Annotated in this window: 16 protein-coding genes; 4 read left to right on the top strand and 12 right to left on the bottom strand. The window is 66.4% G+C overall.

Annotated elements, in window-relative coordinates; all coding sequences use genetic code 11:
• Together JOD27_RS09300 and JOD27_RS09295 are read left to right on the top strand one after the other, a co-directional pair.
• Nucleotides 1–1,419 carry a glycoside hydrolase family 3 protein gene (locus JOD27_RS09300; RefSeq protein ID WP_204761708.1) on the top strand — a complete coding sequence of 473 codons (1,419 nt, stop codon included), beginning with the start codon at nucleotides 1–3 and terminating at the stop codon, nucleotides 1,417–1,419.
• Complete coding sequence (locus JOD27_RS09295) at nucleotides 1,416–2,459, top strand: SIS domain-containing protein (protein WP_204761707.1); 1,044 nt, start codon at nucleotides 1,416–1,418, stop codon at nucleotides 2,457–2,459. The genes JOD27_RS09300 and JOD27_RS09295 overlap by 4 nt, the downstream gene beginning before the upstream one ends.
• 40 nt (nucleotides 2,460–2,499) lie before the next feature.
• Here the strand turns inward: JOD27_RS09295 and JOD27_RS09290 are convergent, their stop codons facing one another.
• Nucleotides 2,500–3,528, bottom strand: a complete 1,029-nt coding sequence (locus JOD27_RS09290) for a serine hydrolase domain-containing protein (protein WP_204761706.1) — start codon at nucleotides 3,526–3,528, stop codon at nucleotides 2,500–2,502.
• A 175-nt stretch (nucleotides 3,529–3,703) separates the two neighbouring features.
• Nucleotides 3,704–4,903 carry an N-acetylglucosamine-6-phosphate deacetylase gene (gene nagA / locus JOD27_RS09285; protein WP_204761705.1) on the bottom strand — a complete coding sequence of 400 codons (1,200 nt, stop codon included), beginning with the start codon at nucleotides 4,901–4,903 and terminating at the stop codon, nucleotides 3,704–3,706.
• A gap of 188 nt (nucleotides 4,904–5,091) precedes the next feature.
• Here nagA and JOD27_RS09280 point away from each other — a divergent pair, with 188 nt between their 5' ends.
• Complete coding sequence (locus JOD27_RS09280) at nucleotides 5,092–5,766, top strand: FadR/GntR family transcriptional regulator (RefSeq protein WP_204761704.1); 675 nt, start codon at nucleotides 5,092–5,094, stop codon at nucleotides 5,764–5,766.
• On the opposite strand, the gene JOD27_RS44665 is transcribed toward JOD27_RS09280, so the two are convergent.
• The 7 genes from JOD27_RS44665 to JOD27_RS09245 form a co-directional block, all read right to left on the bottom strand.
• Nucleotides 5,752–5,928, bottom strand: coding sequence for a DUF397 domain-containing protein (locus JOD27_RS44665; protein ID WP_307830025.1), 177 nt, complete (start codon nucleotides 5,926–5,928; stop codon nucleotides 5,752–5,754). The two genes, JOD27_RS09280 and JOD27_RS44665, sit on opposite strands and share 15 nt — an antisense overlap.
• A gap of 17 nt (nucleotides 5,929–5,945) precedes the next feature.
• On the bottom strand, nucleotides 5,946–6,758 hold the full coding sequence (locus JOD27_RS09270; RefSeq protein WP_204761702.1) for a helix-turn-helix domain-containing protein: 813 nt from the start codon (nucleotides 6,756–6,758) through the stop codon (nucleotides 5,946–5,948).
• A 343-nt stretch (nucleotides 6,759–7,101) separates the two neighbouring features.
• A complete protein-coding gene (locus JOD27_RS09265; protein WP_204761701.1) occupies nucleotides 7,102–7,590 on the bottom strand; it encodes a hypothetical protein in 489 nt (162 codons plus the stop codon).
• 228 nt (nucleotides 7,591–7,818) lie between these two features.
• A complete protein-coding gene (locus JOD27_RS09260; RefSeq protein ID WP_204761700.1) occupies nucleotides 7,819–8,127 on the bottom strand; it encodes a hypothetical protein in 309 nt (102 codons plus the stop codon).
• A gap of 50 nt (nucleotides 8,128–8,177) precedes the next feature.
• The gene (locus tag JOD27_RS09255) at nucleotides 8,178–14,825 is read right to left on the bottom strand and encodes a polymorphic toxin-type HINT domain-containing protein (RefSeq protein ID WP_204761699.1); all 6,648 of its coding nucleotides are present in this window, start codon (nucleotides 14,823–14,825) and stop codon (nucleotides 8,178–8,180) included.
• A gap of 35 nt (nucleotides 14,826–14,860) precedes the next feature.
• Nucleotides 14,861–19,792 carry a LamG-like jellyroll fold domain-containing protein gene (locus JOD27_RS09250; RefSeq protein WP_204761698.1) on the bottom strand — a complete coding sequence of 1,644 codons (4,932 nt, stop codon included), beginning with the start codon at nucleotides 19,790–19,792 and terminating at the stop codon, nucleotides 14,861–14,863.
• A 210-nt stretch (nucleotides 19,793–20,002) separates the two neighbouring features.
• Nucleotides 20,003–20,881, bottom strand: coding sequence for a LysR family transcriptional regulator (locus JOD27_RS09245; protein WP_204761697.1), 879 nt, complete (start codon nucleotides 20,879–20,881; stop codon nucleotides 20,003–20,005).
• Nucleotides 20,882–20,952: 71 nt separating this feature from the next.
• On the opposite strand from JOD27_RS09245, the gene dapA reads away from it, so the two are divergent.
• A complete protein-coding gene (gene dapA / locus JOD27_RS09240; protein WP_204761696.1) occupies nucleotides 20,953–21,813 on the top strand; it encodes a 4-hydroxy-tetrahydrodipicolinate synthase in 861 nt (286 codons plus the stop codon).
• Here dapA and JOD27_RS09235 read toward each other — a convergent pair.
• The 3 genes from JOD27_RS09235 to JOD27_RS09225 are packed head-to-tail and all read right to left on the bottom strand — an operon-like array spanning nucleotide 21,810 to nucleotide 23,901.
• A complete protein-coding gene (locus tag JOD27_RS09235; RefSeq protein ID WP_204761695.1) occupies nucleotides 21,810–22,640 on the bottom strand; it encodes an amidohydrolase family protein in 831 nt (276 codons plus the stop codon). The two genes, dapA and JOD27_RS09235, sit on opposite strands and share 4 nt — an antisense overlap.
• Nucleotides 22,637–23,593 (bottom strand): aldo/keto reductase, encoded by a 957-nt coding sequence (locus tag JOD27_RS09230; RefSeq protein ID WP_204761694.1) that lies wholly within the window; start codon nucleotides 23,591–23,593, stop codon nucleotides 22,637–22,639. Before JOD27_RS09230 ends, JOD27_RS09235 begins: the two co-directional genes overlap by 4 nt.
• Nucleotides 23,590–23,901: an L-rhamnose mutarotase gene (locus tag JOD27_RS09225; RefSeq protein WP_204761693.1), complete on the bottom strand. Its 312-nt coding sequence runs from the start codon at nucleotides 23,899–23,901 to the stop codon at nucleotides 23,590–23,592. Before JOD27_RS09225 ends, JOD27_RS09230 begins: the two co-directional genes overlap by 4 nt.
• Nucleotide 23,902 lies beyond the last annotated feature (1 nt).

The following is a 23,902-nucleotide window of genomic DNA, read 5'->3' as shown; positions in this document are numbered from 1 at the left end:
GTGGATCAGTTGGCCGCTGCCGTTCTGCTGCCCGGATTTCACGGAACGACCGCTCCCGGCTGGTTGGTGCGGCGGGTCGCTGACGGCCTCGGCGGCGTCGTGCTCTTCGGGCGCAACGTCGTGGACGACGCCCAGGTGGCCGCGCTGTGCGGTGAACTCCGCTCGGTGCGCCCGGACGTGGTGATCGGCATCGACGAGGAGGGCGGCGACGTCACACGGCTCGACGCGGGCCGCGGCTCCGAGGTGCCGGGAAACCACGCCCTGGGCGCGGCGAACGACCTCGACCTCACCCGCTCGGTCGCCGCGTCGATCGGCGCGCGGCTGGCGAAGTGCGGAATCTCGCTGAACCTCGCGCCCTCCGCGGACCTCGTGCTGACGCTGGACGACCCGATCATCGGCGTCCGCTCGTTCGGCTCGGACCCGGTGCTCGCCGCGCGGCACGTCGCCGCGTGGGTCGAGGGACTGCAGGCGGTCGGCGTTGCCGCGTGCGCCAAGCACTTCCCCGGTCACGGAGCGTCCACTGAGGACTCCCACGAGCAGCTGCCCGTGCTGCCGCGCACCGAGGAACAGCTGCGCGCGGTGGAACTGGTGCCGTTCCAGGCCGCCGTCAACGCGGGCGTCCGCTCGATCATGACCGGCCACCTCGTCGTCCCGGAGTGGGGCAGCGCGCCGGTGACGTTGAACAAGCACGCCATCGACCTGCTGCGCTCCGAGCTCGGCTTCACCGGTGCGGTGATCACCGACGGCCTGGACATGAAGGCGGTCGGCGGTGACCTGGCCGTGGGCGCCGTCCGTTCCCTGGCGGCCGGCGTCGACGCCCTGTGCCTGGGCGGTATCGCGCTGGGCGACGACGACCTCCAGTGGCTGATCGACTCGATCGTCGCCGCCGTGAAGTCCGGCGAGCTGCCCGAAGAGCGTCTGGCCCAGGCCGCGGCCCGGTCGCTGGCCCTCGGCCTGCCGCCGTCGACGGTCGACGCCCACGACGCCGAGATAGGTCTCACGGCCGCTCGACGTGCGGTTGAAGTGCGCGGCCGGGTTGGCGTCGGTACGTCTCCGGTGGTCGTCGACCTGGTGGTGGACCCGTCCATCGCGGTCGGCGACGTGCCCTGGGGCCTCGGTCCCTACCTCCGCGAGGTTCTTCCCGCAACCGAGGTGATCGCGTCCCGTGACGTCTCCGCGGAAGAAGTTGCGAAGGCCGCCGGCGGCCGCACGATTGTGGTGGTGACGAGAGACGCCCACCGCCACGCCGGCGCTCGACAACTGGTAACAAACTTAACTAATCTGGGCCTGGACGTGGTACACGTCGAAACCGGCGTGCCGGGTCCTGACCTGGGCAGCGTCGCCCGCATCGACACCCACGGCGGTTCTCGGGTGAGCCTCCGAGCCGCGGCCGAGCTGATCCTGAAAGGCACCAGATGACCACGCCCCAGCCTGGCCAGCACATGGCAGCGGAGATCGCCGCACAGCCGTCGATCTTCTCGTCGCTCTACGCGTCACGATCGTCGATCGCCGAGGTCGCCGCCGTGATCCGCGAGCGCAAGCCGCGCTTCGTGCTGTTCGCCGCCCGCGGCTCGAGCGACCACGCCGCGATCTACGCCAAGTACCTCACCGAGATCCTCCTGCAGCTCCCGGCCGGCCTGGTCTCCGCGTCGACGACCACCCTCTACGGTGCGGAACCCGACCTGCGCGACGTCCTGCTGATCACCGTCTCGCAGTCCGGCGGCTCCCCCGACCTGCTGGAGGTCACCGCCTCCTACCGCCGCCGGGGCGCACTGACCGTGGCCGTGACGAACACCCCGGATTCCCCGCTCAACGCGGCGGCCGAGCTCTCCGTGAACGTCGCCGCCGGCGTCGAACACGCGGTCGCCGCCACCAAGACCTACTCGGCGACGCTGCTCGCGTTGTATCTGCTGATCGACGCCGTGCGCGGCGGCAACGGCGAGGCGGCGGCCTCACTGGGCGACCTGGCCCAGGTGACGCTCGACCAGTCGGCCCCGACCGTCGAGGAGGCCGTGCGCCGCTACCGGTTCGTGGACCGCGTGCTGACGACCGGACGTGGCTACTCCTACGCGACCGCACTGGAAGCGTCGCTGAAGCTCGCCGAGACGTCGTACCTCGCGGCGCGGGCGTACAGCGGAGCGGACCTGCTGCACGGCCCGGTGGCCGCCGTGGACGGCGAGACCGCCGTTCTGGCGATCACGTCGCTCGGCAAGGGCGGTGACTCGCTGCTGGACGCCCTGGAGGTGGTGAACCAGCGCGGCGCCGACGTCGTGGCGGTCGGTTCCGCCTCCGAGAAGGTGCCGTCGGCGTTGTCGATCGCGATCCCGGAGACCGCGGAGGAAGTGGCGCCGGTGCTGGAAATCCTTCCGGTGCAACGCCTCGCGCACGGCCTGGCCCTGGCGCGCGGCGGAGACCCGGACAGCCCGCGCGGCCTGAACAAGGTCACCAGGACACTGTGAACGCCGAAAGGGCCGCTCCCGAGCGGCCCTTTCGCTTTGCTCAGCCGAAGATCTCCTCGAGGAGCCTTGCCGTCGCCCGCTGGAACGGCACGGCCAGCGACAGGTCGGCGTCGTCCACGTAGTTCAGCGCGGCGGTCAGGGTCTTGTCGCCGTCGACCGTGCAGTACATCAACGCCGCATGGCCCATGATGCCGCCGTTGTGGGTGATCACCTTGCCGCTGCCCGTTTCCTGCACGAACACGCCGAGGCCGTAAGGCACCTTGCTGTGCGGCTCGAACATCTCGGCCAGCAGCGGGGCCGGCAGCAGCTTGCCGCCCACGAGCGCGGTGATGAAGGTCTGGAGATCGGCGGTCGTCGAGATCATGTCTCCACCGCTGGAGATCCACGACGGGTTGTGCTCGGTGACGTCGATCGTCTTCTCCTCACCGCCGGTCTCGTACCGGTAGTAGGCGTGGGCGTGCGGTTCACCGACCTCGGTCTCGATGGTCGGCACGACCGTGTCCGTCAGCCCCAGCGGCTCGAAGACTCCGCGCCGCATCTCCTCGGCGAGCGAACGGCCGGTGACCTTCTCGATCAGCAGCCGGACGATCACGTAGTTGGTGTTGGAGTAGCTCCAATCCGCGCCCGGCTCGAACCGCGCGGGCTTGGCGAGCGCCAGCCGCACCAGCTCCTCCGGCAGGTAGGTCCTGAAGCGGTTGTTCACCCATTCCTCGCCCTGCCAGGGAATTCCGGGCACGACGGCGCCGTCCTCGAAGACCTCACCGGTGAAGTTGAAGATCCCGCTGGTGTGCTGCAGCAGCATGCGCAGCGTGATCCGCCGGTCGATCCCGAACTCGGGCAGGTACTCGTCGACCGGGCGATCCAGCTCGATCTTGCCCTCGGCCACCAGCTGCAGCGCCACGGTCGCGACGAACGTCTTGGTGTTGCTGCCGATCCGGACCCGCCCGTCGAGCGGCGGCGGCGCGGTCTTCCCGATCTCGCTCAGCCCGGCCGAGCCGACCCACCCGTTCACCCTCAGCTGCAGGCCGGTGAAGCCGGTGGCGACGATCTCGTCGATGGTCTTCTGCATTGCGATCAGCCCCAGTGCTCGTTGTTTCCGATGTCGAAAACGCTACGTTGCGTTCACGCATGGAGACAACGAGCACGGGGCTCTCTGTCGCAGTTTATGCAGTTCAACGTGTGCAAGATCGTTGCAACGACTCGGTTTTCAATGCAACGATCGTTGCAATAGGGTTGCGTGAACGCTACTGGCCCGCAGTCGCGTACCCCGCAGAGACGGGCTGGGCGGGCACCTCGGCGTCGAACACGACCTGACCGTCGACCCACACCTTCTTCGGGCGCAGGTCGTCGTCCCACCACACGAGGTCCGCGACCGCGCCAGGCGCGAGGCGGCCGAGACCGGGCTCCCCGATGGCCTCGGCGGGCACGATCGTGGCTGAAGCCAGCGCATCCGCCATCGGCACACCCACGGACACGATGTTCCGCACCGCGCGGTCGAGCGTGAGCGCGGAACCGGCGATCGTGCCCTCCGGCGAGCGCGGCACACCGTCCTCGGTCAGCAGCACGTCGGCACCACCGAGCTGGTAGCGGCCGGGCGGCATCCCAGCCGCCGCAACGGCATCCGTGACGAGAGCGACGCGCGCACCGGCCGCGTTGAACACCAACCGGCACACATCGGGTCCGACGTGCGCGAGATCGGCGATGAGCCCCAACGTGAAGCGGTCGTCCACCAACGCGACGCCGGGCACACCGGGTTCCCGGTGGCCGAGCGGACGCTGCGCGTTGAACAGGTGCGTCACCATGCGCGCGCCGGCGTCGGCTGCGGCACGCGTCTGCTCACCTGTGGCGTCGGAATGCCCGACTGCAACGAGAACCCCGGCCTCGACGAGCCTTCGCACGGCCTCCAGACCACCGGGTTGCTCCGGCGCCAGCGTCACCATCCGCAGGGCGCGGCGGAGCGTGTCGTCGTCGAGCAGAGCCGAAATCTCGTCCGGCCCCGGTTCGACCATGAACGACGGATCGTGCACACCGGCCCGTTTCGGCGACAGAAAGGGGCCCTCGAGGTGCACGCCGAGGGGGCGCGCTCCCACTCCGTCCGGCAGCGCGGCCGAAGCGGCCAGCACGGCACGGGCCTGGCGAATCACCACGTCAACCGGTGCGGTGATCAGCGTGGGCAGGAACCGGGTCACCCCGGTTGACGGCAAAGCCTCTGCCACGGAACGCATGCCGGCCGCGTCCACCTCGGCGAAGTCGACGCCGACGGCGCCGTTCACCTGGACGTCGACGAGACCGGGTGTGAGCAGTCCGCCGGACAGGACCTCCGCGCCGGGTGGTGCTTCACCGGTGGTCACCTCGACGATGCGGCCGTCCCTGATCCGCACCGAGGCAGGACCGACGATCGTGCGACCGAGCAAAGCGCGCGGTGCTGCGACAACGGCGTCCAAGATCCCTCCTTGAATGGTCCAGACCATTATGGCTACTGCACGTCTTCCCGTCACGTATCGTTAGTAGATAACCATCTCACATCTCATTCCGTGAATCACAGCCATCGGCACCGGGATGCACGAACGATGACCACCGGTGGCGCATACTGTGCCCAGACATCCGAGGTCTACGACGAGTTGAGGGTGCCGTGGCAGTCACTGACGATGCGATCCTGCGCGTCAAGGAGATGATCGTTTCGGGCGAGCTGAAGCCCGGCGACCGCCTCCCGCGTGAGGCTGACCTGGCCGAACGCCTCGGCCTGTCGCGCAACTCCCTGCGCGAGGCCGTCAAGGCCCTGTCACTCGTCCGCGTCCTCGACGTCCGCCAGGGCGACGGCACCTACGTCTCGTCCCTGCGCGCCGACGACCTGCTCGGCGCCCTCTCGTTCGTCCTCGACCTGCACCGAGGCGAAGACTCGGTGCTCGAAGTCCTCCAGGTCCGCCGCATCCTCGAACCGGCCGCCGCCGCGATGGCCGCCCAGCGCATCGACCCCGACGAGGTCGTGAAGCTTCGCGCTCTCTGCGACGCCGCCGAGTCCGCGAAGTCCGTCGAGGAACTGGTCGAACACGACCTGGAGTTTCACCGCGCCATCGCCACGTGCTCCGGCAACGCCTACCTGGCCCAGCTCCTCGACACGCTCGCCGGGCCCACCGTGCGGGTGCGGATCTGGCGTGGCATCACGCAGTCCAACGCGGTGGACCGGACGGTGGCTGAGCACCGGGCGATCGTGGACGCGCTGGCTGCGCATCAGCCGGAGCTGGCGCGGAGCTGGTCGACAGTGCACGTGGCCGGCGTCGAACAGTGGCTTTCAGACCTGGCTTAGGTCTCCGCGCTTGACCGCGTCCACGAACGCGGCCCAGCCAGGCGCCGCGATCATCGACGTCCGGTTCTTGGAGTCACGCACGAGCGCAGTGGTGCTGCCCAGGGCGACCTCGACGCAGTCGGCGTTGCCCCCGCTGCCACTGCGGCTACTCTTGCGCCACACAACGGACACTTCGACCCCTACCTCTCGGCAGCCAACCTCTCGATCCACGCGGCGGACTGCTCGTGAGTCAACGCCAGCTTCGAGAGATGCTTGAAGGTGAGGGTAGCCGACTTCACCCGAGCCAAGTCCTCGATGTGGATCGCCCCCTCGGTGTGCTCGACGTACAGCACCCTGGGGTCGCTCGGGTAGGGGAAGTCCAGCAAGGTGAACGAGCCGTTGTGCCCCTCGTGCAGGCCGACCGAGTCGAGGATGACCTGGACGGTGACGTTGGGCAGCCCACCGATCTTGTTGATGTACAACAGTTGCTGACGGTCCGCATGACAAAGCGCGAACTCGGTGATGATCGCGTGGTACTGGACCGGCTCGTCACCGTGGAGACGTTGCTGCCTGCGAACCCGAATCGCGATCTGCTCGTCGACCCATCTCTTCGACCGCGGCGCCCGCACGCTGGCGAACACCGCTTGCATGTACTGCTTGGACTGGAGCGTCCCAGGGATGTAGGTCGCCTGGAACGTCCTGATCACGGTGGCGTCGTGCTCAAGGCTGATGTACCCGGTGTCGTCCAGTCGGTACTGGTGCCACCAAGCCTTTTCAGCCGCGAGGTTCCACATCTCGATGTACGGCTCGACGTAGTCAGCGATCACGCCGTACACGTCCAGCATCGTCTCGAATGCGGAGTAGTCCGGCACCTGGCCGTTCTCGATGCGGCTGACCTTGGCGATGTTGTAATGCAGTCGCTCGGCGATCTCCCGCTGACTGAGGCCAGCCCTCTCCCGCAGCTCCTGCAACACTCTGCCGAGCCGCCTCTGCCGGAACGTGGGTTCGGACACGAATGAGACGTTATCGGCGTGATCTGGAATCTGAGATTCTCACCGCGCCAAGATCTGCCGAAGATACTCCAAGACCACCCGAACGGCTGGCTGCCCTGTCGCTTTATGCCTCGGAACGGCAGCCACGGTGTGGAACACGCGCTGCTTCAACGCCCACAACGCCCCACTATGACGCCGAGCCGTCGACGGAACCACACCACATCAAGCCCGGTCTCCACGAGCCCGCAGGTCACACCGAAATCGTCGCGATAGACGCCTGCACGCGAGGCACAACCCGGAAGATCTCCTGATAGTAGTCAGTGCGTCGCCAACCGGCCGGTCTGCGTCGCGTTCATAGCGCCGCCTATCCCCTGGTCTTACTTGAGCTTCGCAGATCCTTGAAAATCTGGTGCACCGCGGCTTGCACCTCGTCGTTCACCGGAATCTCGGAGACCGCGATCCGTACCTCCCACCGCCCAGCGGCGCCATGCACCGCAAATCGCCCGCTGTCAGCAGTGCTGGCCATGCACGACTTGTCCGGCTCGTCCAAACTGCCACTGGGGCAGAGCATGGCTGCCTGCCGCTCCGCCACTTCCTGGCTCGGGTGGGCGATGAGGGAGACAAGAAGCACATCACGGCCGTCCCGTATGGAGACCTTGCAGCTGTCGGCCACCTCAGAGGCAACCTGAGAGACCTCGAACCCCCGAGTGATGACCGCCACCGGCTCAGGCTTGACAAGATTGGGACAGCCCGCGTTGACCTTGCCCACCAGTCCTGCGGGCACATCGACTCCGCACGCCCCCACAGTCATCAGCACAAGCATTACAGAGGTGCCCGCGAAGGTGATCTTCATTTGCCTTCAGTTCCTTCGAACAAGTCAACTCATTCAGGAAAATGAACTATAGCGGCCATAGCAGCCTCCGATGTCTCCACACTAAACGGCCGACAATCTCCAGCTCACGGAATAAGGCACCATCCCGCACGACTGGTCAATCTTTTGACGAAAGCCCCCCGCCTGCATACCCGCACGAAGTTGCGCATTGTTTGCGCAACTTGCATCGAAACAGATAGGAAGCAAACGTCAGTCACCAATGAAAACAAACCGTCGTTGGGGTTTGGCGCGACCAATCTTGCACAGCCGGATGAGCTCTGCAATAAAGTCACCCGAAACACCATTCTCCCCCAAACGCGTTGCTGCTCTTCGCACCTCCCGTTCCAGCAACTCGCATTGAAGGTAGTCGAACGAGGTGTCCCTATACGGATCCAGCATCCCCATCATCGGAAAGTCTGCCGAGTCAAATCCCGCTCGCACAGGGTTGAAGTTGAGGTCAGCGACAACTTCCTCTACCACAGCCCCGTCCCCTTCCAAGACTCTGAGCAAAAACCCCACCACTACTCCTTCCTGTCAGACGTCCCGAGTATCCCATAGATTTAGTCGAACTACGGAGTTCCTGGGTGCATTGTCACCAAGTCTCCAAACTCAAGGAACTCGTTTTCATAGAACTCGCGCCGACTTGTACGAATTACCGTGTAGGTGTTCGTGTCCACGCCATGGACATCCTTCCCGATGACCCTGCCCGCATCGATAACGTATTCAATTCGCCCGGTTCCAGCCTGCCGCTTACCAATCTGAGTGGTACTCTTCTGAGCCAGCTCCACCAGATCTTCACCCTCGTTAAAAACAGACTTTCCCCTGTTTAGCGCCCCTGCGGGCGTGTGGCGAGGTAGGACATGCTCCCCGATTCGAAAAGCATCTTCCTCGATGCAGGTATTGTGAACAAGAACAGGATAATTACCAACGAGGGCGTAGTACGCGTGGATGTCATCGACCGTCAAGTTGTGCACCCGTGTGATCGCCACCCGATTCTTGATCGCCGTCACACGCACCTGCGCACCTGCCAAGGTTTGTAGCGCGTAACCCGCACGCAGATCCTTGGCTTCAACCCAGCGCTTTTGGTCGGGCAGCCAGAACGGGTGTCCGCCAGTCGCGACGATCTTGCTTGCACCGGTCTCAATCTCGACGAGGAACTTGGCGCCCTCGCCGATGATCGTCGCGGTCACCTCTCGCGCGCCCGACTCGCCCGTCTCCGGATCTGTGGCGAGGACCTGATCGCCGAGCTCGATCTCGTCGATGCGCTTGGTCGAGCCGTCCGCCATCAACACCTGTGTGTCACCGGTGAAGCTGTTGCCTTCACAGCCGCGGCCGACAGCCTTGGCGGCTTTGCCCAGCCAGCCCGCCTCCTTGGACGCCGCGGCCGCGCCCCGCAGAGCCGACCCGCCCACGGCACCGGCAGCAAGCCCGACTGCGCCGACGACCGTGAACACGGCGTCCCAGCCGTTCGCCGGCCTGTTGCCCACCGTGTAGGACCACTCGCAGAAACCGGCGCCGGGGTTGCTGCTGCGGCACAGATAGGTCGCCCAGTGCTTGACCGCCTCGGCGTATGTCTCGTCTTGCGCCATCATGACCGGCGCCCCGAAGATCGGCCCTCTCTTCATCTCCTCCGCGGTGGGTAGTCGATGGCCGTAGATGATCGGCTGGTTGGAGCCGTCACCTGTGCCGGACTCCCACTGCCACAGCTGATTCATCTCCTGCTGGGAGACACCGCTTCCCTCAGGGCCACACAGACCGTTGGGCGAATACCCGCACCCGACGTTGTTACCGGCATCTGACTTCTCGCCCTCGTAGAAGTTGCAGGAGTCGCAGTACAAGCCGGTCGGGTCGCTGAAGGTGACCGGGCTGTTGTTGGAGTAGACGTAGGCGTTCCATTGCCGCGGATCCGCCAGGTCCATCACCGGGTCCACCGAGATGAACCGGCCCAGCTTCGGGTCGTACTCACGGGCACCGATGTGCGTCAGCCCGGTGTTGTCCAGCGTGCCGCCGACAAACCCCTTGTCCAGCCGGGCCGGCCACGTTCCGGTGTCGCCGCGGACCTCACCGAACGGAAGGGTGCGCCGAGTGCTCACGGCCTGGCTCAGGGCGGTGATGGTGCTCTGGGCAGTGCCGTGCTGATCGGCCGACACCCACATCAGACCTGTCGACGTCCGCATCGCGACGGTCTGACCCGCGTGCGTGTAATACCGGGTGCAGACCTTCGCCCCGGACGAAGTCGTGTAGCGCAGCTCCTGACCCGGCAGGTACAGCGTCCGGCCCTCGGGGTCGCGCCGGACCAACCGGTTGCCGTCCGCGTCGTAGACGTACGACGACTGACCCGACTCGTCGACCGTGGTGGCGACGCGTCCTTCCTGGTCCCACGTCATCGTCTGCGTGCCACCGCCCGGTGAGGGGCGGGTGAGTGTATTGCCGGTGTCGTCGTAGGTGTAGGACGCCTTGCGGCTGCCTCCGTTGTCCGTCGTCACCGCCTCGGCGACGGAGTGCTTGCCCGGCGTCGGGAAGTACTCCGTTGTGCGATCGCCCGCGCTGGTGCCGTGTTCCACCAGCTTCGTGCGGTCGCCAGCGAGGTCGTAGCTGTAGGACTGCCAGTACTTCGACGGTCCGCCCAGTCCTGCGACGGTCGGGTCGGTGTCGCAGTTGCCGGATTCCGGGGTCCACGCCTCGGTCAGGCGGCGCAGGTAGTCGGTGCGGAAGCACTGCGTGTCCGAACTGACCGAGTCCGAGACACGGGTGACGTTGCCCGCCCAGTCGTGGCTGTACGACACGTTCGCGACATCGGTCGGCCCGGTGAGCTTCGTCGTCCAGATCTGGACAAGGCGCCGGGTGTAGTCGTCGTAGTCGCGCAGGATGTTGACCGGATTGGCGCTGATGCCGTTACGCAGCTCATACGTGGACAGCTCACCGAACGGCGTGTAGGTGGTCGAGGTGACCAGACCGGTCAGCGGCGAGGTGCCGTAGCCAGACAACTGGACCTTCGGCTGGCCCAGCGCGTCGTACTCGTACTGCAGCGTTTCGCGTTTGAGATCGCCCACCGCCGGGATGCGCGTGCTGAGGAGCTGATCGTCGTCGTTATAGCTGTACACGTAGTTGTAGGTGCCGCCGAGACCTGTTTCCCCTGCGGGGATCGTGATGTCGGTGGAGGTCGGCAGCAGCGTGTCCGGTCGGATGTTCTTGTGTTCGGTGACATAGTCGCCCAGCTCGCCGTGGCGCACTGACTTCACCTGTGCGCCCTTGACCGAGATGCCGCTGGCAAGTACGTCGTAGAACGTCTCAGTGCGCAATGGGCCGGTCGGTGAGTCGTCGCGCGTGCTTGTCTTGCGGCCCAGCGCGTCGTAGGTGTGCGCGATGGCTTTGCCTCGGCCATCCTTTGTGGACGTCAGCTGATCCGCGTCGTCGTAGGTCGACTCGGTCGTGCCCTTGTCCGGGTCGACCACGCGAATCTGCCGGCCGCGCACGTCGTAGGTGTACTGCCACGTCTTGCCCGACGGGTGTGCGACCTCGGTCAGCCGACCCTGCAGGTCGTAGGTGTACGTGGTTGCGTCGAAACCCGTCGCGGCACCTGCCACCACACCCGAGTGGTAATGCCGGAGCTCGGACTTGCGACCCAGGACGTCGATCAGGGTCGACTGCACGACGCCACCGGCAGGCGGCGTCACGTCCGTACGGTCACCCGCGTAGTAGGTGGTCGTACGGAACAACTCGTCACCGCCAGGGCTGGCGACGGGCACCTTCTTCTTAAGTGCCTGGGCGATCGCGCGACCAGCACCGTCGTACGTCGTCACCGTCGCCGTCGGGATCACCTCAGTCGGCACGAACAGGTCGTTGCCGGAAGCGACGTTCGCGCTGTAGGGGTTGTTCGTCCGCTTGGCTCGCCCTGCCGAGTCGTAGAAGGTGTCCGTGATGACCGTGCTCGACGTGCTACCTGTCGCGTCTGGCTGCTGCGTCTGACGCGGTCGCAGCAATCCGTCGAACAGCTGCCGCGAGGTGACGTATTGGCCGTTGGCCATCACGCTCGTTGCGACGACCGAGGGCCTGTCGGTTCGCTCCAAGTAGGAGAACTTCTTGTAGGCGGGCCGGTTTGTCTTTTCCTGACCAGGCTTCCAAACTGCTGTCGTACGGCCGAGTCCGTCGTACTCGATGAACGCCTTCTGCAGGTTGGGATCCGTGGTGGACACCGGCGAGCCCCACGCGGGTTCAACGGTGGTCGTGGTGGCCCAGCCGAGCGTGTTGGTCGTGGTGATCTGGGTGACCGGTCCACCAGCGGAGGGCGTGTACGCCGTGGACGTGGTGCCCTTGGGATCGGTCAGCTTCGTGACCCTGCCGTAGACGTCACGCTCGGTCGACGACTCTGTCAGGTAGGCCGCGGTGGCGTTGACGTAGGACTTGAGGGTCTCGGACTTGGTCGGCTCGCCCCTGGTCGGCGGGGCACCGTGGTCCTGACCGTCGTAGTAGGTCTTGAGGTCTCCGGCGATGTCGGCGTCCTGCAGGCCCGTGCCCGCGTTGGCCTTCCCGCAGTCGACGAGGAAATCTCGCTTGCGCGACACCTTGCCGATCACCCAGTCCGAGGTGTTGTGCACGTAGTCGATCAGGATGCACTTCTCGTCACCGGTGACCGCGTCGTCGCCACGGTCCTCGGTCTGTGTCGCCAAACCGTAGGCCTGGTCGAACCCCGTCACCTGGCTGGTCGTGCGGAAGCCCCGGCCACTGTCCAGCGCGGTGCGCGAATGCTTGCTCGAGGACTGGACGTGCCTGGCGTGAACGGTGACGCCATTGATCATGCGGCTGGCTGTCGGCTCCGACTGCCAGAGCCCGTTGACGGTCGCGGACACCTCGGCGCCATCGGGTCCGTTGTAGATGATCTCCTCGCGCATCATGCTCGCGAAGGCGTCCTCGTCGTTCACCGCCGCTACGTTGCCCACGGCGATCGCCGGCATCGACACGGTCCGCGTGCCGGAGGGCAGTTTGTCGCCGTGCATGCCGCGGAAGTAGCGTCGCTCGGTCAGCGTCTGCTCGCCGGGATCACCCAGCCGCGTCTTGACCGCGCCGTAGCCGCGCCACACCGACCACGTCTTGTCCTCGGCTTTGACGAAGCCGTCGTCATCGGAGTAGTGCCACGCGGGATCGCCGACGTAGTCGTACTGGGTGAGCACACGCGTCGAGCCACCGGTCAGGTCCGACTCGGTCATGCTCGTCACGACGTACTTGTGGAAGAAGTCCCAGATCGGCGTGGTGTCGCCCGGCGGGGTCCAGCGCACCGGGTAGCAGCGCAGGTTGTTGTCCTGCAACGCGTCTCTGTTCGGCATCCGTGAACCAACGACGCAGTCCGGTTCGGAGTAGGTGACGTCGATCTGGCCACCGCTCTCGGTGAAGATCGTCTTGAGACGCCACCACTTCATCGCCGCCAGCTGGTCTGAGTGCGTGTCGACTCGGTTGCTGAGCTGAATGCCGCGGAAACGTACGTCCGGCACGGTGGTCTGCTGGCCCACGAGGCCGACACGCGAGATCTTGTCCAGCCACAGACCTGCGCGGGTGCCGTCCCCGGGATCCGGGAACGAGTGGGTCAGTGTCCACTTCTCGACCGCGTTCCCGCCGACCTTGGTCGTCACCGAAGCCAGGCGCTTGGTCCCCCAGAACGTCGGAGAGCTGTAGAGGCACGTGCTTCCCGCGCACTCCTGGTCCCACGGCACATCCGGCCAGTGCTGGGCGTCCTTCGTGCCGCAGTCGGCGAGGCAGCGGTCCGCCGGCTCGAGGACGACCTGCATCGGCGCGCTCTCGGTGCGATCGTTGCGAGTGCCGTAGTCGATCTGCTTGAGCACCGACGCCCGGTCGTACTCCGCCAGATCGGTCCTGGAGTTGTTGCGCCCGTATTTGTTGGTTTCCTTGTCGTAGCTGTACGTCATGGTGTTTCCGTGGGTGTCTACGACGTAATCGAGGTTCCACCGGTACGGCTGCGAACAGAACGAGTCCTTGAACAGCGGCGCCGCACACGGCTCACCCGCGTGGTTGCCCGCGACCGGTACGTTCAGCACCGACTGCGCGCCACGACCGAACCAGTGCTGCGTACCGTCCGGAGTCGTGACGACCCAGTGCTCACCGTTGCGTGCGCCGTTGTCCGCACCAGGGCGGAGCTCCACACGCGTGCCGTCGTCATTGCGCAGCCGCCACCGGTTCGACGGTGCTGCCTCTTTGATCAGCTCACCACCGTGCCCCGTCATCGACAGCGTCGCGTTCTCGCTGCGCCAACACAGATCACCGGTCTCGACGGTGTTGCGCGCGCCATCGGCCATGTCACCGGAGCAGCCGACGTACTTGCGCTCAATGAAGTTCACGCCGAGGTCGAAACCCTCGCCGATCCACGACGGCTGGTTGTTCGACGCCGCCATCCGGCCGTCCACGCTCGCCGACGAGTACGCCAATGCCAGCGACGGTGTCGGACCACCCAGCGACGGCGGCATCCGCAACGGGTAGTTCCAGCTGAAGCCACCGGTGTTGGATCCGGCCGACCAGGTCGCCGACGGCGACAGGCTCGTGGCCTTGTAGCTGCCCGAACCGCTGGACGTACCTGCGGTCAGCGCCATGAAGGTCACCGCCGCAGGACTCGCCTGCGTTGCTGTCACCTTGTTCTTGGCCGCGTCATTGCGCGACGCGACCGGCTTGGCCGCGCACTCCGGTTTGTCGGGCGTGCTCAGCGCACACTCGGGCAACTCGACGAGCCGAAGGCGAGAAGCCCAGTCGGCACCGTAGGCCCAGCGGAACGACGAGTAGTCGACCTCGATCTTCGCCGAGCCGCCGGAGATCTTGAACAGCAGGCCTTCCACACCCGCCTTGCGGGCCTTCTCCTGATCGAACGTCTCGATCTTGATCCTAGGTCTGGCGCCACGTGCCGTGACAGCGGTCTCGGCCGCCGCCACCGTCAACGGGGTGTCGGAGACCTTCGCCGCAGAGGCTCCGAGATCGACCTCGGCAACCCCGGCCTTGGGCCACACCGGCGTGCCACCGGTGAACGCCTTGCCGGTGCGCACGTCGTCGTTCTTCGAAGCGTCCGCCATCTTGCCCGCGATCACGCGCTCTTTCGCCGGTACAGGCGGTTTGTAGGGCGCTGCGACCACCGGTGGGGGTGTCGCGGTGAGGACGGTGGTCACCAACGACGCAGCCAGTGCGACGGCCAGGCCACGTCTAGGCAGGGCTGTGGGCATGACACAACTCCAAGGGTGAGGTGGAAGACCGTGGACTAGCCGAAGAAAATGCCGGCCGGATCGGTCCAGCCTGTACCGATCAACTTGCGTTCTGTGTAGGGGAAAGAGTCCAAGCCGTTTTGGTTGGTGTGCGCCCAGACCGAGCCGTCCGGCCAGAGTGCGATGATCTCCGCCTTGCCGTCGCCGGTGATGTCGGCGAAGAACGTCAGGTGAGATGCCCAGCCTGAACCGATCTCCTGCGGCGTGTCGTAGGTGCCGTAGCCAAGGCCGCCCAGGTTGCGATAGGCCCACACGGTTGCGCGTTCGTCGGAGTTCACCGTGATGAAGTCCGCCTTCCCGTCACCGTCGATGTCGGCGAACCGGATGGTCTCCGGCGCGGCATCGGTGACCTTCACGATCACCGGCGTGGTCGCGAACGCTGTGGACTGGCCGCGCTCGTTCATTCCGAACAGGTTGCGGTACACGCGAACCCGGCCGTCCTCGTCGATCGAGATGCGGTCGTCCCTGCCGTCGCCGTCGATGTCGGCGAACTTGATCCGCTTCGTCTCCCCCGGCGCCGAACCGATGAAGATCGGATCGATGTACGGGAACCCGTTCATGCCGTTGACGTTCTTGAACGCCTTGATCCGGCTGTCCGGGTCGACGCCGATGATCTCGGACTTGCCGTCGCCGTCGATGTCGGCGAACCAGGTGCGGTCCTTCGGCCAGCCCGAGCCGATCTGCTGGCCGCTGTTCGGGTATTCGCCGTTGACGTTGAGGTACGCGTTGACGAGTCCGTTGTTCCACACCGAGATGATCTCGTCGTTGCGGTCGCCGGAGATCGACGAACCCTTGAGCGTCGTCGTGGTGAGCGCCTCGGGAGCGAGCACGCCCTGCCACACTCGCAGGTCGTCGATGTTGCCGTTGAAGTACTCGCCCGCACTGCTGCGGCCGACCGACAGCACACCTGTCGAGTTCCAGCCGACGACACCGGCCACAGTGCTCTTCAGGGCAACCGGAATGCCCTGAATGCCGACACTGAGCTTGAGCGTGCGCGCATTGGCGTCGTACGTGGCAATGAGATGCGTCCACGTGCCGACAACCGCATCAGCCTTGGCCCGCCACCACGTCGTCGGGTTGGTCGGCGAGTTCGACATCTCGGCGCTCCACTGCGCACCGTCGTACTTCAGCACGAATGGATCCACCGCGGACGGACCGCGCTGCACGACGACCGTGCGGGGCGATCCTGTGCCCTCGACCTTTGCCCACACATCGACAGAAAACGACTGGTCGGTGTTCAGCACTGCCGCGCTCGTGCTCGCGAAACTGCTGGTGCCGTTGAGCTCCAGGCCACTGCCCACGGGATTCTCCGGGCCAGCCGGTCCCCACTTTGCTCCGCCGCCGAGGTTCAACGTCAAGTCACGGCCGTACGGCGAGGAGTCGACCGCGGTGTCACCACTGCCATCGTTGAACTTCCACCAGCCCACATCGCTGTGGTTCAGCTTGGCGTCGCCCAGTTCCAGCGCCTCTCGCTGAGTGATCGTGCGGTCCCACGCACGCACCTCGGCCAACTCGCCCTGCCAGGGCTCGACAGCCGAGGAGTTGCGCAGCGCCTTGCCGATCCACACCTGACCGCCGGCGTTGAACCCTCGATCGGCCGCGATCAGCTCGGTCTGCCGCTGCAACGCACCATCGACGTACAGCCGGACTTCCCGGTTGAGATCGTCGAACGTGCCCGTCAGATGCGTCCAGACACCCTGGACAGCCGGGGCGTCGGAGGTCGCGATCTGCTGAATGGCGTTCGCGGTGTCGTTTTCCGCCAGCGAGAAGGTCCACTTGCGTGACGCCGAGTCATAGCCGAGCCGGAACGCGGACGTGGTGGAACCCTGCTGGCTCACCACCGTGCGGCTCACCGTGTCGTCGGTCAGGCGGACCCACGCCGAGACGGAGAAACCTCTGCTCGTGTCGAGAACCTTGGCGGTCGTCGCGCCGCTTGCGGTCGTGCCGTTGAAACCGACTGACAGTTGCCCACCGACAGTCCGCCCGGTGCAAGCGGGATCGAGTCCGGTCAGCGTCACGCCGTGACCGTTACCGGTGCCGTCCGAGGATGGGTCGTCGCCGGCGAACCACTTCGCCTCGTTGCGCTTGGCGCCCGAGACAATGAACTGGAACTTCTTGCGGGTCCAGAGACCTCCCTTGTCGACCGCGTCGACGACCAGCGTCTTCGGGCCCCCTGCGGGAGGCATCCAGCGCACCGGCGTGCCCGCAGCGATTTCCATCGCGGGCTGGTCCGTGAAGCCCCAGCGGTACTTCACGACATCGGTCGAGGTGCTGGAGAACGTGAAGGTGTCCGCCACACCGATCGAACCACAGCCCTCTGGCGCGCAACCCGTTGTCTTGTAGACGGACGAAGTGAACGCCGGGGCGTCCGGGGCGGTGACGTCGACGGTGAACTCGCACCAGCTCGATGCCGATCCCCACACCCGGCCATCGGATGCCGTCATGCGGTAGGCGTAGTCGCCCGTGGTGATGCCGGGACCCGCGATGACCCATGCATCCCCCATCCGCTCGGTACCCACCTTGCCGGGGAACAGCCCCCAGTCGTTCGACCACAACGTCCTGGCGACGAGATCAGGTGCGCCATCGGAGTTGATGTCCGCGATCGTCCTCGCCATGGCACCCTGCCAGGCCGTGCCGATCTCGTAGCTGGAGTAGTTGCCGGTGTGAGGCGTGCGAGTACCGCTGCCCAAGTACAACCACAACGTGCCGTCGCGCTCGGCGAAGACGTCAGGCTTGCCGTCGCCGGTGCGGTCGATGACGCCGTAGTAGGTGAACCGCTCCCAGCCTCCGCCCAGCGAAACCTGCTGCGCGCTCGACGGCCCGCGCGTGCCTTCACCGGGGTACAGCCAGAGAACGTTCGACGGATCCCTGGTGATCAGGTCCTGCTTGCCGTCGCGGTCGTAGTCGGCCAAGCCGGCGAAGGTGTAGCCGTTCCAGCCTGTGCCGATCTGGACCGGTGGAACGGTCGAGGGAGCCCGTGTGCCCTGACCGGGATATAGAAGAAGTACGCCTGTGGCGTCCTCGCGCGCGATGATGTCCTGCTTGCCGTCGTCGTCCCAGTCAGCGATGCCGGCGATCGTGTAGCCATTCCAGCCGGTGCCGACCTGCACACGGTCACCGGACCTCCGTCCCGCGGAAGTCTCGATGGTCGGCAGCAGATACAGGTAACCGTCCGAATCTCGGAGCAGCACATCAGGGCGACCGTCGTTGTCCCAGTCGCCGGTGCCGACCAAGGTGTCCGACCACTCGACCACACCGTTGGGCAACGTGTTGGGCTTGGGCACCGTCTGCTCAGCGTTGGTGCCGTTGCCCCACGGCGAATTCTCCAGCCGCGAGATCGGGCCGTGGCTGCCGTCCGGGCGGATGCGCCGCCACTCGAAGCGGGCCTTCATCGTGTCCCCGCCGTCGGGATCGCTCACCCGGCCGCGGATCGTCGGCGTCGTCGTCGGCACGACCGAGCGGTTCGCACCGGCCGCGCACGCCTTGCCGTCCACCGTGAGCTGGTCCGGCGTGTTCGGATACGAGTTGTAGTCGATGGCCAGCACCGCGGAACCTGGGTTGAAGCGCTTCCACGAACTGACGGAACCCTCATCGACGTTCAGCACGACCGACACGCTGTCCCAGTTGTTGCTCGCGCCGTGCGCCACCACACCGGTGAGGGGAAACTCGACATCACCCGGACCGGCGCAGCCGTTCACCGCACCAACTTTGCGGTTGGCGGGCTGGGCCGACCCCCACGCGTCACCCCACCACCAACCCGGCTGGTTGTTCCACGTAGTGCCGCCGTCGAACCAGTTCGTCACCCGCACCGTCGCATTGGAACCAGGAGTGCAGGTGAACGACCACTTCTGCTCAATCTTGAACGAGGCACCGGTGACGATCTTGCCCTTGACGCCGGAGAGATCCATCCGGAAGTACGAGCGGACGGCGTAGGTCGGGCTCAGACACGCACCTGCCTGCGAGACGTTGTCGCAAGTGAGACCAGTTCCGGCGGCGCCTTGGCTGCCGGAGTTGAACAGGTAGTCCGTGCCCTGTCTGTTGCGTCCCTGCCAGAACGCGTCGCCTGGGTCCTTGCTGGACACCAGCGTCCAGGCATTGCCCTGCACGTTGCCCGACCAGCCCGGGTCGATCATCACGGGATACCGGGTGGCCGCGTCCTTCAACATCGCGGCATCCGGCACCACGGAGATCTCACCGTTCTCCACAGCGACCGGCATCGCCGCCGTCCGCCGCTGCTGCTGCGGCTCGTCAACAGCCGACTTCGCCGAAACCCCAGGCACACCCTGGCCGCCCGAGTCCCACATCAGCGGCGTCGGCGAGGCGAACACGACACGACCCGAAGCGTCCTTGGCCTCCAGCCCACCACCAGCGGCGTGCGTCGTGACGCCCTTCGTCGCGAACCCGAACCTGACCTTCGCGAGCTGCGGGTTCTGCGCGGCCTCCCGGTTCTTCACCACCAGGGTTTCCGAAAAACCCTGCGCCGAGGCATTCAGCTTCAGATCCACACCCGGCAACACCTCGGGATAGGTCGCGGCCGCACCAGCCAGCACCGGCGTCGGCAACGGCCCGAACGGCCACGTGATCGACAGCTCCCGGTCCCCGTCACGCAACCGCGCCGCCGGGCCCGTCCCACCGGGCGAGAACTCGACCGGCAGCACAGTCGCCACAGGCCTCACCACCGCGCCCGCAAGGCGAAGCGACGTGTCGATCTGCGTCCACGAACCGTCAGCCTTCCGAGCCCACCGCGGCTCCGCCGACTGCTCGGTCGTGTATCCCCCACTCGGCTTCGCGAACGTCTGCGCGGACTCCGACCGCAACGCCAGGATCTCCACACGACGGCCACACCGCGCCGCCATCTCCACAGCCCCGTGCGCAGTCGGCTGCGCGTCGACGCACTCCGGCGCGGCCGCACTGGCCCCCGCGGGCACCACCAAGAATGCAGATACGACCGTGCACGACAAGAACGCGCGCAGGACAAAGCCCTGCGTCACCCCGACGCGTGTCAAGTAAAGCCCCCCGGCTATCCGCGCATGCCCCCCGACAACACGCGAACCCCACCCTCGCCGCAGGAGTCTGCCTGCCCAGATAGCGATTGACAATGACGCCGAACGGGTGACTCGGGCCACCGGAAGTAGTAATCAGACCTGGCGTAGCTGCTCCAGCACCGCGCGCACGGCGGGCTGTCCGTCCGCCCGGTTCCGCACAACAGCCGAAACCGTCCGGAAAACCTGCTGCTTCAACGGCCGCAACGCCACGCCGGGCCGCCGCGCCACCGACGGCACCAGCGCAACCCCGAGCCCTGCCTCGACAAGCCCGCACATGACACCGAAATCGTCGCAATAGGCCTGCGCCCGAGGCACAAACCCAGCTGCACCACAGGCACGCTGCGTCAGCTCGTGGCAAGAGGCATCGGTGCGCGGCATGATCCAAGGCCGGTCCGCCAAGACGCTGAGATCCACGGAATCCTGCTGCACCAACGGATCCGAGAGCGGCAACGCCACGTTCACGGGCTCCACGAACAGCTCGAAGGACTCGCACGACTCGGGCAACGACCGCGGCATGATGTTGTACGAGTGGATGACCGCGATGTCGATGTCCCCTCGCCGCAACGCAGGCAGCGACGCCTCCGGTTCCATCTCGTGCACGAAAAGGTCCACATCGGACCCATGTGCCGACCGCAGCACCTGGATCACGCGCGGCAGCAGGGCCGCGACCGACACGAACGCCCCGATGCGCACCACGCCGGACACGGAAGTCCGCAAAGAGGCCAGGTCCGCCTCGGCAGCGGCGAGCTGATCAAGCACGAGCTGGGTGTGCGCGGCCAGCACGTGCCCGGCACGGGTCAGCGTCAGCCGCCGTCCCTCCCGTTCGACCAGGGCGACACCGGCCTCGCGTTCCAGAGCGGCCAGCTGCTGAGACACGGCAGGAGAGGTCACGTGCAGGGCCTCGGCAGCGGCGGTGACCGTGCCGTGGACCGACAGAGCGTGGAGCAAGCGGAGGCGTCGAACGTCCAACACAAAGCTCAGCTTAACGTTCCGGGCAGAACTTCTAACTGGAACTTTGTATAAAGCAGCGTCAGGCTGGAGTCATGTTCGGACGAGTGCTGGTAGCGATGGTCACCCCGTTCACCCCCGACGGTGACCTGGACATCAAGGGTGCGCAGGAGCTGGCGGCGCACCTCGTCGACAAACAACGCGTGGACGGGCTGGTCGTCAACGGCACGACCGGGGAGGCGCCGACCACCACCGACGCCGAGAAGGCGCAGGTCATCAAGGCTGTTGTCGAAGCGGTCGGCCACAAGGCCAAGGTGCTCGCGGGCGTCGGCACCAACTCCACGCGCCACACGATCGAGCTTGCGAGGCAGGCCGAGGAGAACGGCGCGCACGGGCTGCTCGTCGTCACGCCGTACTACAGCAAGCCCACGCAGGAAGGCGTCGAGAACCACTTCCGGCAGGTGGCGGACGCCAGTGGCCTGCCCGCGCTGCTCTACGACATCCCGGGCCGCACGGCCACGGCGATCGAGACCGAGACGCTGCTCAGGCTGTCCGAGCACCCGCGCATCGTCGGCGTGAAGGACTGCAAGGTCGATCTGCTCGCTACGGCGAAGGTCATCGCCGAGACCGGGCTGGACTTCTACTCCGGCAACGACGAGCTGATCCTGCCGCTGTACTCGATCGGTGGCGTCGGCACGGTCAGCACCGTGGGCCACGTCGTCGGCAGCGAGATCAAGGCGATGCTCGACGCCTACGACCAGGGCGACAACAAGGAAGCCCTGCGCCGCCACCAGGCCATGCTGCCGGTGTTCACGGCGATCATGACCCGCGAGCCCGGCGCGGTGGCGGTCAAGGCGGCGCTCAACCTGCTCGGTCTGCCGGCGGGACCGGTGCGCGAGCCGCTGGCCGGGGCCACGCCGAAGCTGATCAACGAGCTGAAGGCGCTCTTCGCTTAGAGCGAGTACACCCGGCGAGCAGTGCCCGAGAAGATCGCGGCCTGCTCGTCGGGTGACAGCTCCGAAACCAGCTCGCGAGCAGCCGAAAGCCACTCGTCGTAGGTGGCCGCCAACAAACACACAGGCCAGTCCGAGCCGAACATCAGCCGCTCCGGACCGAACGCGTCCAGCACGACCTCGAAGTACGGGCGGAGCTGAGCAACGGTCCACGACTCCCAGTCGGCCTCGGTGACCAGGCCGGACAGCTTGCACGTCACGTTCTCGTGCGCCGCCAACGATCTGATCAGCTCGGCCCACTCGCCGACACCGGACCCGATCGCCGGCTTCGAGCAGTGGTCGACCACGAAGGAAACGTTGCCCAACGCCGCCACGGTCTTCCGTGCCGCGGGCAGCTGGTGCGGCAACGTCAGCAGCTCGTAGATCAGCCCGTGCGAGCCGACAGCCGCGAGCCCGTTCCAGACGTCCTTGCGGCACAACCACTCCGGGTCCGGCTCACCCTGCACCTGGTGCCGGATCCCGCGCAGCCACGAGCCATCAGGACCACCGGTCAACGCCGCCAGCTCGTCGCCGACGGCGGGCGAGGTCAGGTCGGTCCAGCCCACCACCGCGGCGACGACGTCGGAAGACGCCGCCACCGCCAGGAACTCCGGCGTCTCCTCCGGCACGCACACCGTCTGCACCAGCACGGAAGCGGAAACCGAAGGTGCCGCGGCGATGAAGTCCGGCTCCAGGAACGACCGGCGGATCGCGCCCATCGGCGGGTCGGTGATCCAGTCCTGGTCGCGCACGGACAGGTCCCACAGGTGGTGGTGAGCGTCGACGATCACGGCGTCGGCACCTCCGGGTCGAGCAGGTTCAGCGCCTTCAGCTCTTTCCACAGGTCAGCGGGGATCTCGGCGGCGAAGTTCTCCGCGTTGGCGGTCATCTGCTCGGCCGTCCGCGAGCCGACCACCACCGACACCACCGCGGGGTGGCCCAGCGCGAACTGGATCGCCGCCTGCGGCAGTGTCACGCCGTGGCGCCCGCACACCTGAGCGATCGACCGCGCCCGCATGACGAGCTCGGGCGGTGCGGTCTCGTAGTTGTACCTGGCGTCGGCGGGCACCTCCGGCTTCGACAGCAGCCCGGAGTTGAACACCCCGCACGCCACCACGGAAACACCGCGCTCGACGCACAAAGGCAGGAACGACGCCAAGGACGGCTGCTCCAGCAACGTGTACCGCCCAGCCAGCATCACCACGTCGATGTCGGTCTCGCGGACGAACCGCTCCGGCATCTCCCACTGGTTCATGCCGACGCCGATGGCACCCACGACACCCTGCGACCGCAGGTCCTCCAACGCCGGATACGCCTCACCGAAAGCGGAGTCCCAGAACTCGTCCGGGTCGTGGATGTAGACGATCTCCACCCGGTCGGTGTCCAGACGCTCCAAAGAGGACTCGATCGACCGGCGGACGCCGTCGGCCGAGTAGTCGCGGACACGACGGAAGTGCCGCGGTACCGCGAAACCCTCGTCGTCCATGCCCTCGCCGTCGAACGGTTCCAGCAGCCGGCCGACCTTCGTGGAGATCACGTACTCGTCGCGCGGCCGCCCAGCCAGCGCGACGCCGAGCCGCCGTTCCGACAACCCGAGCCCGTAGTGCGGCGCGGTGTCGAAGTACCGGACGCCGGTCTGCCACGCCGCCTCCACCGCGCCGAAGGCCTCCTCGTCGGAGACCTCCCGGTACAGGTTGCCGATCGGCGCGGCACCGAAGCCCAGACGAGAAACAGCAACCTTCACGGCAGCTCCCACACGAGTCGCACATCGGGTTCGGCACCGGAGTAATCGTCCTCGACCTCCAGCAGTTCCGCCATCTCAGCCTGCCACGGAATGTTCGCCGGGTGAGTGGCCAAATGGGCGCGCATCGCCTTGTAGTCCTCCACTTCGACGAGGTGGAACAGCTCGCGGCCGGACCGCCAGATCCGCCACGAGTGCACCCCGGCCTCGCGCAGAGCGGCGTCCAGCTCCGCGGGGATGGAGGCGTGGATCCGGTCGTAGTCGGCCTCCCGCCCCTCGCGAAGCCGGGTGTGCAGCGCAACGGTCTCCACG

The sequence above is a fragment of the Lentzea nigeriaca genome (assembly GCF_016907955.1).
Taxonomy (GTDB): Bacteria; Actinomycetota; Actinomycetes; order Mycobacteriales; family Pseudonocardiaceae; genus Lentzea; species Lentzea nigeriaca.
The sequence above is the reverse complement of the archived record's forward strand: the minus strand, read 5'-3'. Positions and strand labels throughout refer to the sequence as shown.

Excerpts from the sequence above, each read along its gene's own strand:
- JOD27_RS09265 (WP_204761701.1), bottom strand. The coding sequence starts at position 7,590 with ATGAAGATCACCTTCGCGGGCACCTCTGTAATGCTTGTGCTGATGACT.
- dapA (WP_204761696.1), top strand. The coding sequence starts at position 20,953 with ATGTTCGGACGAGTGCTGGTAGCGATGGTCACCCCGTTCACCCCCGAC.
- JOD27_RS09255 (WP_204761699.1), bottom strand. The coding sequence starts at position 14,825 with ATGCCCACAGCCCTGCCTAGACGTGGCCTGGCCGTCGCACTGGCTGCG.
- JOD27_RS09295 (WP_204761707.1), top strand. The coding sequence starts at position 1,416 with ATGACCACGCCCCAGCCTGGCCAGCACATGGCAGCGGAGATCGCCGCA.
- JOD27_RS09290 (WP_204761706.1), bottom strand. The coding sequence starts at position 3,528 with ATGCAGAAGACCATCGACGAGATCGTCGCCACCGGCTTCACCGGCCTG.